The sequence below is a fragment of the Klebsiella sp. B345 genome, assembly GCF_051131735.1.
Taxonomy (GTDB): domain Bacteria; phylum Pseudomonadota; class Gammaproteobacteria; order Enterobacterales; family Enterobacteriaceae; genus Klebsiella.
In genome coordinates this window covers 3,439,563-3,454,040 of record NZ_CP180443.1, presented here as the reverse complement: position 1 = coordinate 3,454,040, position 14,478 = coordinate 3,439,563, and the positions used below count along the sequence as shown (strand labels likewise).

Genomic DNA, 14,478 nt, shown 5'->3' with positions numbered 1-14,478 from the left:
GAGGTAACCTGCATGTCGACATTATTTTATGGCGTGGCTTATTACGACGAATATATGCCGGAGGATCGTCTGGCGAAAGATATCGCCTTAATGCGTGAAACGGGGATTAACGTCGTGCGCATTGCCGAGTCCACCTGGAGTACCCTGGAGCCTCAGGAGGGCGTCTACAACTTCTACCATATTGACCGGGTGCTGGACGCAATGCACGAAGCCGGCATTGCGGTGATTATCGGCACGCCCACCTATGCCGTCCCGGCCTGGCTGGCGGCGAAACACCCGGACATTATGGTCACCACCGTCGAGGGGCAGCAGAAATATGGCCCGCGGCAAATTATGGATATCGTCAACCCGACCTTTCGGCGCTATGCCGAGAACATTATCCGTACCCTGATGGCGCATGTTCAGCATCACCCGGCGATAATCGGCTGGCAGCTGGATAACGAAACCAAGCACTACGATAATATTGGCCGCTATATGCAGGAAGGGTTCGTGCGTAGCCTGCGGGAACAGTATCCGGACCTCGACCAGCTTAATCACGATTTTGGTCTGAACTACTGGAGCAACCGCATCGACAACTGGCAGGATTTCCCGCCGGTTGAAAACACCATCAACGCAAGCCTCGCCTGCGCGTTCTCGCGTTATCAACGTCAACAGGTGACGGAGTATCTGGCCTGGCAGGCGGAGATCGTGCGCGAGTATGCGCAGCCGCAGCAGTTTGTCACCCATAACTTCGATTTTGAATGGCGGGGCTACTCTTATGGCGTTCAGCCGCGGGTCGATCACTTTGCCGCCGCGCAGGCGCTGGATATTGCCGGGGTCGATATCTATCACCCCAGCCAGCAACACCTCACCGGGAGGGAAATCGCCTTTGGCGGCGCCATCACCCGTTCGCTGAAGCAAGGGCAGAACTACTTCGTGCTGGAAACGCAGGCTCAAGGGTTTGCCCAGTGGACGCCGTTCCCGGGCCAGCTCCGGCTACAGGCCTTCAGCCATATTGCCTCCGGCGCGACGATGGTCTCCTACTGGCACTGGCATTCGATCCACAATTCGTTTGAGACCTACTGGAAGGGGCTGTTAAGCCACGATTTTTCACGTAATCCCACCTGGCAAGAGGCCACCACCATCGGCGCCGACTTTGCCCGGCTGGCCCCGCAACTGGCCGAGCTGCGGGCGGAAAACGACGTCGCCCTGCTTGTCAGCAACAACGCGATGGACGCCCTGAATCAGTTCCGTCCCGGTGATGCCCAAGGCAATGTCTATAACGATATTTTCCGCCGCTTCCATGATGCGCTGTACGACCACAACATCAGCCTCGACATCATCCACGATGTCAACGAGGAAACCTCGCGCTATCGCACGTTGATTGTGCCGGGTCTTTACGCTGCTGATGATGGCCTGTTAACCCGTATCAATCGCTATATCGCCCAGGGCGGCAGAGCGTTGATTGGCTTTAAATCAGGCTTTAGCGATGAAAACGTCAAGGTGCGTCACAGCACGCAGCCGGGGATTTTGCATCAGGCCTGCGGCGTCAGCTACAGCCAGTTCACCCTCCCGGAAGAGACCACCGTGGCATCGTGCTGCCCGCATCTTGATTGTAGCGAGCACAACCAGGCCGAACTGTGGATGGAGCTGCTGACCCCAGAGGCCAACACCCGCACGCTGCTGCGCTATCAGCACCCCGCCTGGGGCGAATATGCCGCCGCCACTGATGCAGACTATGGCCAGGGCCGCGCCATCTATGTGGGCTTCCTGCCGCACAAGAGGCTCATCAGCCAGCTGTTTGATTTGCTCACCACCGACCAGACGCTGCGTTCGCGCACGTCGGCATACCGCTATCCGTTGGTGGTCAAAAAGATGCGCAATCGCGACGGCAACCTGGTGAATTTTCTGTTCAACTACTCCGCTGACCCGCTGGATATCATCAGCGAGACCGCCGGAGAAAATTTACTGAGCGGCGAAAGCGTTCACGTCGGCCAGCCGTTGCGTCTCAAGGCCTGGGAATTTAGTATCATCGAAAGTTAACTGTATCGCGGCGCTCAGACGAGGAAACAATGGAACTGGATATCAATGAGCTATTGAATTTCTCGCCGTTGATGAAGACCTTTACCTTCAACGCCTGGGTTGTCGCGGGCTTTACGCCCATCACCCGCGGTTCAACGCTGGATTATTACATTAACCGCCCGCAGGGGATGAAAGGCTACATTATTAATTTCACCCTGCGCGGCCAGGCCCGCGCCAAAGCCGGTGACGGCTCCCTGCTGTGTCGCGAAAACGATATGCTGCTCTTCCCGCCCGGCGTTCCGCATCATTACGGGCGGGATGAACACAGCGATCACTGGGACCATCTGTGGATCTACTTTATCCCTCGTCCCTACTGGATAGACTGGCTGAAATGGGACCAGACGACCCATAATATTGGCAAAACCACGATTACCGACCCCGAACAACAGCAAAATCTGCGCGATCTGTTCTATGAGGTCATTCGCCACCATTCTGCCAGCGCCCCGCTGTCGGAAGCGCTGGCCATGAATGCGCTGGAACGCCTGATCCTCAACTGTTTTCAGCTGCAGCCCATCAGCAATCGCCACGCTCACGACCCGCGGATTAACGCCGTCTGTGCGTATCTCAACGAGCACATTGCCCAGGAAGTGAAAATTGAGACTCTGGCAGCGATGGTCTTCATCTCACCGTCAAGGCTGGCCCACCTGTTCAAAAATGAACTCGGGCAGACGGTGTACGCCTGGCGCGAGGCGCAGCGCATCAACCGGGCAAAATGGCTGATTCAGAGCACGTCACTGCCGTTGAACAAAATTGCGCTGTCGGTCGGTTACGCAGACCCGGTCTATTTCACCCGGATTTTCCGCAAACATAACGACATCCCGCCGGGCGAGTACCGTAAACGTTATGCAATGATGAAGGACTAGAAACATCAACGGCTCCCGTGGGGAGCCGTCTTTTTTTACCGCATAGCTACATCGTTTTTCAGGTTACGCCAGCTCGGTTTGCAAACGCAGAACCTGACGATTAACCTCAGACATCACAGACAAATGCTGCTTGTCCTTGACCTTCGGGATAAGGATTTTTCCCTTATCAAACTCAAAAGCGCCAACATCCTTGATGTATAACCGTCCGCGGAACAGGATCTTCACGTACTTCGCCACTTGCAGCGGATTGTAGCGTTGGAAAATTTTCATTGTTGTCTCCTGCCAGGGTTACGCTCTTGTGGTGCCACACTTAGCCCACGATTCTGGAGCGCAAATTTAATGCCCTAAAACTATAGTTCAGAACCTTTGTAATACCCAGCATGCATAAGTTTATTTACCTTTTGATGACAATAATTAAGAACTATCGTTTCAAACATACGTAGAAATGAGTATAAGTGGCCGATTTTCTTCGAATATGTGCGTTAACACGCAAACTGGCCTTCTGATTGCGTGTCACACCGATAAATCGCACTTATGCTTAAGTCAGACCAAGTGGTCGGATCACCTGCATATAATAAGGACCCATCATGACCCTACGTACATTTCTGGCGGCTTCCTGCCTCCTGTTCCCGCTGATAGCATCAGCGCATAACTTTGTTGATGGCCAGCGCGTCGCGCCGGTTGGCATTGCCGACCGGGGAGAATTAATGCTGGATAATGATAAGTTTAGCTACAAAAACTGGAATAGCTCGCAGCTGGCAGGAAAAGTTCGCGTGGTGCAACACATCGCCGGCCGCACCTCGGCGAAAGAGAAAAATGCCACATTGATCGAGGCGATAAAGGCGGCGAAATTCCCGCACGACCGCTACCAGACCACCACCATCGTCAATACCGATGACGCCATCCCAGGCTCCGGTATGTTCGTGCGCAGCAGCATTGAGAGCAACAAACAGCTCTACCCCTGGTCGCAGTTTATTGTCGACAGCAACGGCCTGGCCCGCAAAGCCTGGCAGCTGCAGGAAGAGAGCTCAGCCATTGTGGTGCTGGATAGCGAGGGCCGCGTGCAGTGGGCCAAAGATGGTGCACTCACTCAGGAAGAAGTGCAGCAGGTGGTCGCACTGCTGCACAAACTGCTTAGTAAATAGAGACCCGGAAGCCGGGGTTGAGGAACGATTCACGCGGCGTGTAGTCCAGAGTACGCCCTTGCCAGTCGTGAACGTGCGCCCCGGCAGCAACCGCAACCGCATGGCCGGCAGCAGTATCCCAGGTGCTGGTCGGCCCGAAGCGCGGATAAAGCTGGGCCTGACCTTCCGCCACCAGGCAAAACTTCAGCGATGAGCCGATGGAAGTCGTTTGATGTTCGCCGAGCTGCTCCAGGTACTCCTGCAGCTCAGGGTCGTTACCATGGGAGCGGCTGATGACCACCAGCGGCGGTCGGCCATCACGCACCTGAATTTGCTTACGCCGTCCACACTCATCTTTCCAGGCTTTGCCGTTTTCCGCGCAGTACAGCACCTTCATTACCGGAGCATAGACCACGCCAAGCACCGGTTTGCCGTTTTCAATCAACGCGATATTGACGGTGAACTCACCGTTACGTTTGATAAATTCTTTGGTACCATCCAGCGGATCCACCAGCCAGTAACGCTGCCAGTGTTGACGCACATCCCAGCCGGGCGGGTCTTCCTCAGACAGCACCGGGATGTCCGGCGTCAGCGCCAGCAGGCCGCTCATAATCACGCTGTGAGCCGCGAGATCCGCCGCGGTAACCGGAGAATCATCTTTCTTGCTGGTTACGTCCATCGGTTGCTTCCCATCATAGACATCCATGATGGCATCACCTGCACGCCGTGCAAGCTGACATACTTGTTCTAACATTCTCCACCTCGTCTGGTTACAGTGGCGTTAACTCGTTGTTTTAGTTATATCGCATCGGTGCGAGTTCCGCTATCTGTGATAGTAATGGCGGTTTCATGGCTCAATTTTCGGCATGATTCACACTTCTGTAAGCAACAGAATGTACATACATTTTCTACTGTGCCATTGCTCATGAAAAGGATGCCTCTGATGATGAAGTTTAGCGTAACGTTACTGGCCACGCTGGTCGCGGCCAGCGTGAACGCCGCCACCGTCGATTTGCGGATCATGGAAACCACCGATCTGCACAGCAATATGATGGATTTCGATTATTACAAAGACGCCGCCAGCGAAAAATTTGGTCTGGTTCGCACCGCCACGCTTATCGAGAAAGCCCGCCAGGAGGCGAAAAACAGCGTGCTGGTTGATAACGGCGACGTTATCCAGGGAAGCCCGCTGGGCGACTATATGGCGGCAAAAGGACTCAACAAAGGCGACGTTCACCCGGTCTATAAGGCAATGAATACCCTGGATTACACGGTGGGCAACCTTGGCAATCACGAATTCAACTACGGCCTCGATTTCCTGCACAAGGCGCTGGCCGGGACGAAATTCCCCTACGTGAACGCCAATATTATCGATAGCAAAACCGGCCAGCCGATGTTTACGCCATACCTGATAAAAGAGACCCAGGTTCAGGACAGCGACGGCAAAACCCAGACGCTACGCATCGGCTATATCGGTTTTGTGCCGCCGCAAATTATGACCTGGGATAAAGCCAATCTCAGCGGCAAAGTCACCGTCAACGACATCACCGAAACCGCGCGGAAATATGTGCCGGAAATGCGTGAAAAAGGCGCCGATGTGGTGGTGGTCATTGCCCACTCGGGGCTCTCCGCCGATCCGTACCAGGCAATGGCGGAAAACTCGGTATACTACTTAAGCCAGGTGCCCGGCGTGGATGCCATCATGTTTGGCCACGCGCATGCAGTATTCCCGGGGAAAGATTTCGCCAGCATTAAGGGCGCGGATATCGAAAAAGGCACGCTGAACGGCATTCCCGCCGTAATGCCCGGCATGTGGGGCGACCACCTGGGTATCGTGGATTTGGTGCTGAACAACGATACCGGCCACTGGCGGGTCGCGCAGGCCAAAGCCGAAGCGCGGCCGATCTATGACGCGGTGGCGAAGAAATCGCTGGCGGCAGAAGATGCGAAGCTGGTGCAGGTACTCAAAGCCGATCACGATGCGACCCGCGAGTTCGTCAGCAAACCCATCGGCCAGTCTGCAGATAACATGTACAGCTACCTGGCGCTGGTACAGGACGACCCCACCGTTCAGGTGGTGAACATGGCGCAGAAAGCCTATGTCGAACACTATATTCAGGGCGATCCGGATCTGGCGAAACTGCCGGTGCTCTCCGCCGCCGCACCGTTTAAAGTCGGCGGCCGTAAGAACGACCCGGCCAGCTTCGTCGAAGTCGAAAAGGGCCAACTCACCTTCCGTAACGCCGCCGACCTGTACCTCTACCCCAATACGCTGGTGGTGATGAAAGTCAGCGGCAAAGAGGTCAAAGAGTGGCTGGAATGTTCTGCCGGACAGTTCAATCGCATCGACCTGAGCAGCAGCAAACCGCAGTCATTAATCAACTGGGACGGTTTCCGCACCTATAATTTTGATGTGATTGATGGCGTGAACTACCAGATTGATGTCAGCCAGCCGGCACGCTACGACGGCGAATGCCAGATGGTTAACCCGCAGGCGGAACGCATTAAGGATCTGACCTTTAACGGTAAACCGATTGACCCGACCGCCACCTTCCTCGTGGCTACCAATAACTACCGCGCCTACGGCGGCAAATTTGCTGGCACCGGCGATAGCCATATTGCGTTTGCGTCCCCTGACGAAAACCGCTCGGTACTGGCGGCCTGGATCGGCGCCGAATCGAAAAAAGCCGGTGCCATTCACCCGTCTGCCGATAACAACTGGCGCCTGGCACCGCTTCACGGCACGGTGCCGTTGGATATTCGCTTTGAGACCTCGCCGGGTGAGAAAGCGGCGGCGTTTATCAAAGAGAAGGCGCAGTATCCGATGCACCAGGTTGCCACCGACGATATCGGCTTTGCCATTTACCAGTTGGATCTGGGTCAGCCGAAACCTTAAGCCTCAGCCACCTGCTCGTGGTTCGCCAGAACCGCGGGCAGGTTCAGCTCGATCCAGTCGGCCAGCGCCGCCACTTTCTCGCTCACCTGCTCACCAAGCGGCGTCAGGCTATACTCGACGTGTGGCGGCACCACCGGTCTGGAGAGCCGATTGATAAAGCCATCCTGCTCCAGCGCCTGCAGCGACTGCGCCAGCATTTTTTCACTCACGCCGCCCATCTTACGACGCAGCTCGCTGAAACGATGGGTGCCGCCGCGTAACGCCACCAGAATGAGTACTCCCCAGCGGCTGGTCACATGTTTGAGCACGTCGCGTGACGGGCACTGCTCGGCAAACAGGTTACCGTCGCGCATCTGTTCGCTCAGGGTGGGATTCACGTTCTTCATACTTACCTTTTTGTACGTACTTACTAAAAGTTAGCCAAGGTGTTAGCTTACCACAACTGCCACTGAACACGAAGGAGAAGACCCATGATCGCGATTACCGGCGCTACCGGCCAGCTAGGCCACCTGGTACTACAAAATCTGTTACAGACCACCGAAGCCAGCCAGATTGTGGCCATTGTGCGTAACCCGGCGAAAGCCGATTCCCTGAGCCAGCAGGGCGTTGTTGTTCGCCAGGCCGACTACACCGACGAAGCCGCATTTACTGCTGCCCTGCAGGGCGTGGAGAAGCTGCTGCTGATCTCTTCCAATGAAATCGGCCAGCGTACGCCGCAGCACCGTAACGTCATTAACGCCGCGAAAGCGGCCGGCGTGAAATTCATCGCCTATACCAGCCTGCTGCACGCGGATACCTCTCCGCTGGGCCTGCACGTAGAGCATGTGGAGACCGAGAAATTACTCGCCGACTCCGGCATCCCTTACGCACTGCTGCGCAACGGCTGGTACACCGAAAACTATCTTGCCAGCGCCCCGCCGGCACTGGAGCACGGCGTCTTTATCGGTGCCGCTGGTGAAGGAAAAATCGCCGCAGCAACCCGCGCCGATTATGCCTTAGCGGCAGCGCGCGTGATCGCCGAAGAGGGCCACGCCGGGAAAGTGTATGAGCTGGCCGGCGATAGCGCCTGGACCCTGAGCGAACTGGCCGCAGAGCTGAGCAAGCAAAGCGGTAAAAACGTGATCTATCAGAACCTGAGTGAGGCCGATTTTGCAGCGGCACTTAAGGGTGTTGGCCTGCCGGCTGGACTGGCGGAGATGCTCGCCGATTCAGACAGCGGCGCCGAAAAAGGCGGCCTGTTTGACGACAGCCGTACCCTGAGCAGGCTGATCGGCCGCCCGACCACATCGCTGGCAGAAAGCGTCAGCGGCATTCTGTAACCGTTGCAAAAAGGTTAATTTTTGTAGCATCCCGGCGGGTCATCCCCAATAATAACAGGAGATCCGTCGGGAGTGACTCAATGCAGGGCGTACCGGAACAGTTCAACGATGAGAGAGACAGCGCGCGCTTTCGCCATCTGGCGCAGGTGCCCGGCGTTGAGCTGTATCATGCCCATATTTCCCGCTACGCCTTCGAACCCCATACCCATGAAGCCTTCGGTATTGGCGCGATAGAGCTGGGCGCCGAGCGCTTTCGCTATCGCGGCAGCCAGTACGTCGCCCCGGTAAACTCCATCGTCACCATGAACCCCGATGAGCTGCACACCGGTGAAGCGGCGACCGCCGACGGCTGGCGCTACAGAATGGTCTATCTGGAGCCTAAAAAACTGGAGGAGATAACCGGGGTACGCCACTGGTGGTTTAGCGAGGTGGTACGCCAGGATCCCCGGCGCTCGCAGCAGCTGTGCCAGCTGATTTATGGCTTATGGCATACCGATGACCCGCTGGCCCAGCAGGGACTGTTGCTGGACCTGATCGATACCTTCCGCCCGCTGGCCCATCATGCGCCGGTGCTGGCTGAAGCAGCTCACCGCTTCGAGCGGGTGCGCGACTATCTGCACGACAACTACATGCACGCCGTCTCGCTGGATGAGCTGGCACAGGTTGCCGCCCTGAGCCCGTATCATTTTCAGCGCCAGTTTAAAGCCCACTTCCACGTCACACCGCATCAGATGCTGATGGCCATTCGCCTGTGGCGTGCCAAAGCATTCCTCACTCACGGTATGCCCGCCGCCGAAGTAGCCGCCGCCGCTGGCCTGACCGATCAGTCGCATCTGACCCGCGCCTTTACCCGCCGCTATGGCATCACTCCGGTGCGCTATCAAAAGCAGGTCGCCCGGCGCTAATGCGCAACCTCATACAATATTTCCGCCCCGCCCTCTTCTACACTTTACGCCAACTGAAACGAGTGCGGATGATGTGATGATTAGCGGTGTGTTGTATGCCCTGTTGGCAGGGCTGATGTGGGGACTGATCTTTGTTGGCCCGGTGCTAATACCGGAATACCCGGCAGTCCTTCAATCAATGGGGCGTTATCTGGCGCTGGGGCTGATTGCGCTGCCGCTGGCCTGGCTGGGTCGTGCGCGACTGCGTCAGCTGTCAGGACGAGACTGGTGGACGGCGCTGGGCCTGACCATGATGGGCAATCTTATCTATTACGTCTGCCTTGCCAGCGCCATCCAGCGCACCGGCGCGCCGGTATCGACCATGATTATCGGCACGCTACCGGTGGTGCTGCCGGTGATGGCAAACCTGCTCTATAGCCAGCGTGATGGCAAACTGCCGTGGCGACGCCTGTTCCCGGCGCTCTCCTGCATTGCCATCGGCCTGGTGTGCGTCAACATCGCCGAACTTCGCCAGGGCCTGCCCAATTTCAGCGTCTGGCGCTATGGTTCCGGCATTGGGCTGGCGTTGATCTCCGTAGCCTGCTGGGCGTGGTACGCCTTACGCAACGCCCGCTGGCTGCGGGAAAACCCGGACAAGCACCCGATGATGTGGGCGACGGCGCAGGCGTTGGTGACCTTACCGGTGTCACTGGCGGGCTATCTGGTTGCCTGTGGCTGGCTGCAGGCTCAACAGGCTGACTTTCCGCTGCCCTTCGGCCCGCGACCGGTGCTTTTCGTAACGCTGATGCTGGCCATTGCCGTACTCTGCTCGTGGGTGGGCGCCTTGTGCTGGAACATCGCCAGCCAGAAGCTCCCCACGGTGATCCTCGGGCCGCTGATCGTCTTCGAAACGCTGGCCGGCCTGCTGTATACCTTCCTGCTGCGGCAAAGCATGCCACCGCTGCTGACCCTGAGCGGCATTCTGCTGCTGGTGATCGGCGTGGTCTACGCGGTGCGCTCCCGACCACAAAAATTGCAGGTGCTGGAGCCGGTCTGCGGACATAAAAAATAGTCTGGTATCCCAAAGGGGTATTCCTTTATCCATAAGATGCATTTAATATGCATCTTATGTTTTTAAAGACGAGGTATCCGCTATGGCTTTTCGTGACCAACCTTTAGGCGAACTGGCGCTGACTATCCCACGCGCCTCCGCGTTATTCCGTAAATATGACATGGACTACTGCTGCGGCGGCAAGCAGACGCTGGATCGCGCGGCAACGCGCAAAGACCTGGACGTCGCGGTGATTGAAGCCGAGCTGGCGCAACTGGCGGAAACACCGGTAGAACGCGACTGGCGTGTCGTGCCGTATGCGGAAATCATCGACCACATTATCGTGCGTTACCACGACCGCCACCGCGAGCAGCTGCCGGAGCTGATCCTGCAGGCCACCAAAGTTGAGCGTGTGCATGCTGACAAACCCAACGTGCCCGTCGGCCTGACAAAATACCTGACCATGCTGCACCAGGAGCTCTCCAGCCACATGATGAAAGAGGAACAGATCCTGTTCCCGATGATTAAACAGGGCATGGGGACGCAAGCCGCCGGGCCTGTCAGCGTCATGGAAAGCGAACACGACGAGGCAGGCGAACTGCTGGAGGTGATTAAGCACGTCACAAACAATGTGACTCCGCCGCCGGAAGCCTGCACTACCTGGAAAGCGATGTACAACGGCATCAATGAACTGATCGACGATCTGATGGAGCACATCAGCCTGGAGAACAATGTGTTGTTCCCGCGCGCCCTTGCCGGAAACTAACAAAAAAGGCGCCCGCAGGCGCCCTCGACAGTGTCAGTCTTATTGGCCACCGCAGTGGCCTTTTTTATGACGAACCGTTGCAAGCAACGTTAAAAATCTCTCCCGAAGATTTTTTATTTCGCCAGGCGCTTCTTACCGGCAAAGAACCAACCCACCGCCAGCAGAATGAACCACAGCGGCGTCACAATCAGTGCTTCGCGAGTGTCAGTTTCCAGCGTCAGCAACACCAGAACGAAGACGAAGAAGGCCATACAAACCCAGCACATCAGTTTGCCCAGCGGCATCTTGTATTTCGACTGCTCATGCAGCTGCGGACGCTTTTTGCGGTAGACCAGGTAAGAGCACAGGATAATGGTCCAGACAAACATAAACAGGATCGCCGACACCGTAGTAATCATGGTGAACGCCGCAATCACGCTCGGATTAACCATCAGCATCACCACACCGCCCAGCAGGCACATGCAGGAGAAGGTCAACCCTTTCGCTGGTACTGCACGCTTCGACAGTTTGGCAAACATCGACGGCGCCTGACCATCCTGCGCCAGACCGAACAGCATACGGCTGGTCGAGAACACGCCGCTGTTGGCAGAAGAGGCGGCAGATGTCAGTACCACAAAGTTAATCAGGCTGGCAGCAGCCGGCAGGCCCACCAGCACAAACAACTCAACGAACGGGCTCTTGCTCGGTACCACGGAGCTCCACGGCGTCACCGACATAATCACAATCAGCGCGAAGACGTAGAACATAATGATACGCAGCGGGATAGAGTTAATCGCGCGCGGCAGGGATTTCTCCGGATCTTTGGTTTCCGCGGCGGTGGTGCCCACCAGCTCAATACCCACGAACGCAAAGACCGCGATCTGGAAGCCGGCAAAGAACCCGCTGAGGCCTTTCGGGAACCAGCCGCCGTCATTCCACAGATGGGCAAACGAGGCTTCGACACCGGTCGGCGATTTGAAATGCATCATCACCATCACCAGGCCGACAACAATCAGCCCCACGATAGCGACGATTTTGATCATCGCGAACCAGAACTCCATTTCACCGAACATTTTCACGGTGGCCAGGTTAAGGCTCAGCAGCAGCAGGATAACCGCCAGCGAAGCCACCCAGTCGGACAGACCGGGGAACCAGAACTGGGCGTAGGCGGTAATGGCCACCACGTCGGCCATCCCGGTTACGACCCAACAGAACCAATAGGTCCAGCCGGTAAAATACCCTGCCCATGGCCCCAGAAGGTCGGCGGCGAAATCGCTGAACGATTTATATTCGAGGTTCGACAGCAGCAATTCGCCCATGGCGCGCATGACGAAAAACAGCATAAAGCCGATGATCATATAAACAAAAATGATGGACGGACCGGCAAGACTGATGGTTTTGCCGGAGCCCATAAACAGCCCGGTACCAATGGCGCCACCGATAGCAATAAGCTGAATATGTCGATTCGTAAGATTTCGCCGTAGCGATTGTTCAGTCGGAGCCTGCTCTGCGGCAGCGACTTTAACCTGATCTACCATGTGATTTTCTTCCTGTTGTACCTGTCTGTGTTGTTCAGGCTCTGATGGCCCGTCATTCGTTATTACCCTGAAAATGGGCTTATCGATATTAGGTAAGAATCGGAGGGATGAATACTATGATTTAGATATAATGTTAAATATATGTTTAAAGTGAGTGTTATATCACTCCTGTCACGCGAAACAGCTCACAAAAATACACCTAAAACGCGACTGCGCAATATAAAACACCAGCAAACTCTCAACTTAAGTTTTTTACGCTATTTTTAGTCGCTTCCTCCCCCAAACGGGAGAGGAAGCCCCTGCTGTTTAGATAATATCCAGCAGTTCAACTTCAAAAATCAGGGTGCTGAACGGAGGAATAGAGGCACCAGCACCGCGCTCGCCATAGGCCAGGTTGTGCGGAATAGTCAGTTCCCATTTTGAACCGACCGGCATCAGGGTCAGCGCTTCAATCCAGCCGCCGATTACGCCGGTTACCGGGAATTCAGCCGGCTCGCCGCGTGCCACAGAGCTGTCAAACACGGTACCGTCGATCAGTTTACCGGTGTAATGCACGCGTACGCGGTCGGTACGTGCCGGGATCGCGCCTTCGCCCTGGGTCAGAACGCGGAACTGCAGGCCAGATTCGGTGCTGTTCACGCCTTCACGCTCGCGGTTTTCGTCCAGGTATTTCTGGCCATCAGCCGCCATTTCCTGGAAACGTTCGCGGCGCACGGCATCGGCACGTTCGTGGATTTCACGCAGCGCGCGGTGAACGGCTTCCACCGGCACCTGCGGCTGATTGCCTTCCAGCGCATCGGCAATGCCGGCAACCAGTGCTTCCGGCAGCAGCCCCTGCAGGCCAGATTCGCTCAGCTGTTGTCCAACCTGCAAGCCGATACCATAACTTGCCTGCGCTTCAATCGTGTCAAAAGTCGGGGTTGCCATCTTTGTTCCTTTGTTGGGTGAGAGTTTCATACTCCACGGCTTCATGCGACAGCAGCGGAAAAAGCCGAAATAGATACCCTAAATAATTCGAGTTGCTTGTAGGCGGCAAGACCGTAAATCCCCAGGAGCTTACTCAAGTAAGTGACTGGGGTGCACGGGTGCAGCCAATACCCAAGCAACTTGAAGGATGAAGGGTATAAAGTGGTGGGAAGCATATCAGCCATAGCACGACGGGTAAAACTTTGTCGCGGAGATGATGACAAATCTAAGGGAAACAGAAACAATAGGAGATATCAGGTTAACCTCACGAAACATATCTTTGTCTCGGCCATCAGGAAGTTAGCCATCTATACTCTACGAGCAGGATAAAAATATGCGGAGCAGGAGGAAAGCCATGCCCGGGCGCTTTGATATCACACCTACCCTGGCGAAGATCTGGCACGCCCCGGATCATATTCGCATCATGGATCCGCTGCCGCCAATGCATCGCCGGGGGATTATTGCCGGCGCGTTGCTGGTGATTATCGGCATACTGCTGCCTTCAGAGGATAACAGCAGCCCAATGCAAAACGGCCGCGAAGCCAGTATCGACCTGCAATCACAGTCCCAACCGCAGTCGACCCAGCAGGGCATGCCGCTGCCGCCCATAACCAATACGCCGACGGTCAGTGATGCCGACCAAATGGCTCCGGTGGCACCTGAACCTGTTCAGGATGAGCCGATGGACCAGAGCCAAAGCCAGGCCTACTCTCAGCCACAGCAACAGCAGCAGCAATCCGCTCCGGGGATTGAGCAACAGTGGCGCACCTACCGCATCGAAGCGGGTAAAACGCTGGCTCAGCTGTTCCGCGACCATAATCTTCCGCCGACTGACGTCTACGCCATGGCCCAGGTCGAAGGCGCTGGTAAGCCGTTAAGTTCGCTGCAAACCGGGCAGACGGTACAGATTCGCCAGAATGCGAACGGCGTAGTGACGGGTCTGACGATTGATACCGGCAGCGGGCAGCAGGTGCTATTCACCCGCCAGGCGAATGGCAGCTTTATCCGCGCACGATAACGCGAGATAAAAC

14 protein-coding genes are annotated in these 14,478 nt (G+C 56.2%); 9 read left to right on the top strand and 5 right to left on the bottom strand.

Annotated features, from left to right (window positions below; translation table 11 throughout):
* The first annotated feature begins 12 nt into the window (after positions 1-12).
* Together ACMYSO_RS16215 and araC are read left to right on the top strand one after the other, a co-directional pair.
* Positions 13-2,022: a beta-galactosidase gene (locus ACMYSO_RS16215; RefSeq protein ID WP_434665917.1), complete on the top strand. Its 2,010-nt coding sequence runs from the start codon at positions 13-15 to the stop codon at positions 2,020-2,022.
* Positions 2,023-2,051: 29 nt separating this feature from the next.
* Entirely contained in the window at positions 2,052-2,924 is an 873-nt protein-coding gene (gene araC, locus ACMYSO_RS16210) for an arabinose operon transcriptional regulator AraC (protein WP_434586632.1), read from the top strand.
* A 63-nt stretch (positions 2,925-2,987) separates the two neighbouring features.
* Here the strand turns inward: araC and ACMYSO_RS16205 are convergent, their stop codons facing one another.
* Entirely contained in the window at positions 2,988-3,194 is a 207-nt protein-coding gene (locus ACMYSO_RS16205; RefSeq protein ID WP_088883510.1) for a DUF1107 domain-containing protein, read from the bottom strand.
* 317 nt (positions 3,195-3,511) lie between these two features.
* Between ACMYSO_RS16205 and ACMYSO_RS16200 the strand changes: the two genes are divergently transcribed.
* A complete protein-coding gene (locus tag ACMYSO_RS16200; RefSeq protein WP_123757871.1) occupies positions 3,512-4,069 on the top strand; it encodes a YtfJ family protein in 558 nt (185 codons plus the stop codon).
* Here the strand turns inward: ACMYSO_RS16200 and cysQ are convergent.
* A complete protein-coding gene (gene cysQ, locus ACMYSO_RS16195; protein ID WP_434665915.1) occupies positions 4,059-4,802 on the bottom strand; it encodes a 3'(2'),5'-bisphosphate nucleotidase CysQ in 744 nt (247 codons plus the stop codon). The two genes, ACMYSO_RS16200 and cysQ, sit on opposite strands and share 11 nt — an antisense overlap.
* Before the next feature lie 189 nt (positions 4,803-4,991).
* Here cysQ and ACMYSO_RS16190 point away from each other — a divergent pair, with 189 nt between their 5' ends.
* Entirely contained in the window at positions 4,992-6,944 is a 1,953-nt protein-coding gene (locus ACMYSO_RS16190) for a bifunctional 2',3'-cyclic-nucleotide 2'-phosphodiesterase/3'-nucleotidase (protein ID WP_434665912.1), read from the top strand.
* Here ACMYSO_RS16190 and ACMYSO_RS16185 read toward each other — a convergent pair.
* A complete protein-coding gene (locus tag ACMYSO_RS16185; RefSeq protein ID WP_434586638.1) occupies positions 6,941-7,330 on the bottom strand; it encodes a winged helix-turn-helix transcriptional regulator in 390 nt (129 codons plus the stop codon). The two genes, ACMYSO_RS16190 and ACMYSO_RS16185, sit on opposite strands and share 4 nt — an antisense overlap.
* 84 nt (positions 7,331-7,414) lie before the next feature.
* On the opposite strand from ACMYSO_RS16185, the gene ACMYSO_RS16180 reads away from it, so the two are divergent.
* The 4 genes from ACMYSO_RS16180 (at position 7,415) to ytfE (ending at position 10,964) form a co-directional block, all read left to right on the top strand.
* Positions 7,415-8,263 carry an SDR family oxidoreductase gene (locus tag ACMYSO_RS16180; RefSeq protein ID WP_434665911.1) on the top strand — a complete coding sequence of 283 codons (849 nt, stop codon included), beginning with the start codon at positions 7,415-7,417 and terminating at the stop codon, positions 8,261-8,263.
* An 80-nt stretch (positions 8,264-8,343) separates the two neighbouring features.
* A complete protein-coding gene (locus tag ACMYSO_RS16175) occupies positions 8,344-9,168 on the top strand; it encodes an AraC family ligand binding domain-containing protein (RefSeq protein WP_434665909.1) in 825 nt (274 codons plus the stop codon).
* A gap of 76 nt (positions 9,169-9,244) precedes the next feature.
* Complete coding sequence (locus ACMYSO_RS16170) at positions 9,245-10,219, top strand: DMT family transporter (protein ID WP_174509884.1); 975 nt, start codon at positions 9,245-9,247, stop codon at positions 10,217-10,219.
* 82 nt (positions 10,220-10,301) lie between these two features.
* Entirely contained in the window at positions 10,302-10,964 is a 663-nt protein-coding gene (ytfE, locus tag ACMYSO_RS16165; RefSeq protein ID WP_123757864.1) for an iron-sulfur cluster repair protein YtfE, read from the top strand.
* A 113-nt stretch (positions 10,965-11,077) separates the two neighbouring features.
* Here ytfE and cycA read toward each other — a convergent pair whose 3' ends face one another.
* Together cycA and fklB are read right to left on the bottom strand one after the other, a co-directional pair.
* Entirely contained in the window at positions 11,078-12,481 is a 1,404-nt protein-coding gene (gene cycA / locus ACMYSO_RS16160) for a D-serine/D-alanine/glycine transporter (protein ID WP_434586644.1), read from the bottom strand.
* A 306-nt stretch (positions 12,482-12,787) separates the two neighbouring features.
* The gene (gene fklB, locus ACMYSO_RS16155; RefSeq protein ID WP_015585317.1) at positions 12,788-13,408 is read right to left on the bottom strand and encodes an FKBP-type peptidyl-prolyl cis-trans isomerase; all 621 of its coding nucleotides are present in this window, start codon (positions 13,406-13,408) and stop codon (positions 12,788-12,790) included.
* Positions 13,409-13,802: 394 nt separating this feature from the next.
* On the opposite strand from fklB, the gene ACMYSO_RS16150 reads away from it, so the two are divergent.
* Positions 13,803-14,465: a LysM-like peptidoglycan-binding domain-containing protein gene (locus ACMYSO_RS16150; protein WP_434665908.1), complete on the top strand. Its 663-nt coding sequence runs from the start codon at positions 13,803-13,805 to the stop codon at positions 14,463-14,465.
* Positions 14,466-14,478: the final 13 nt, after the last annotated feature.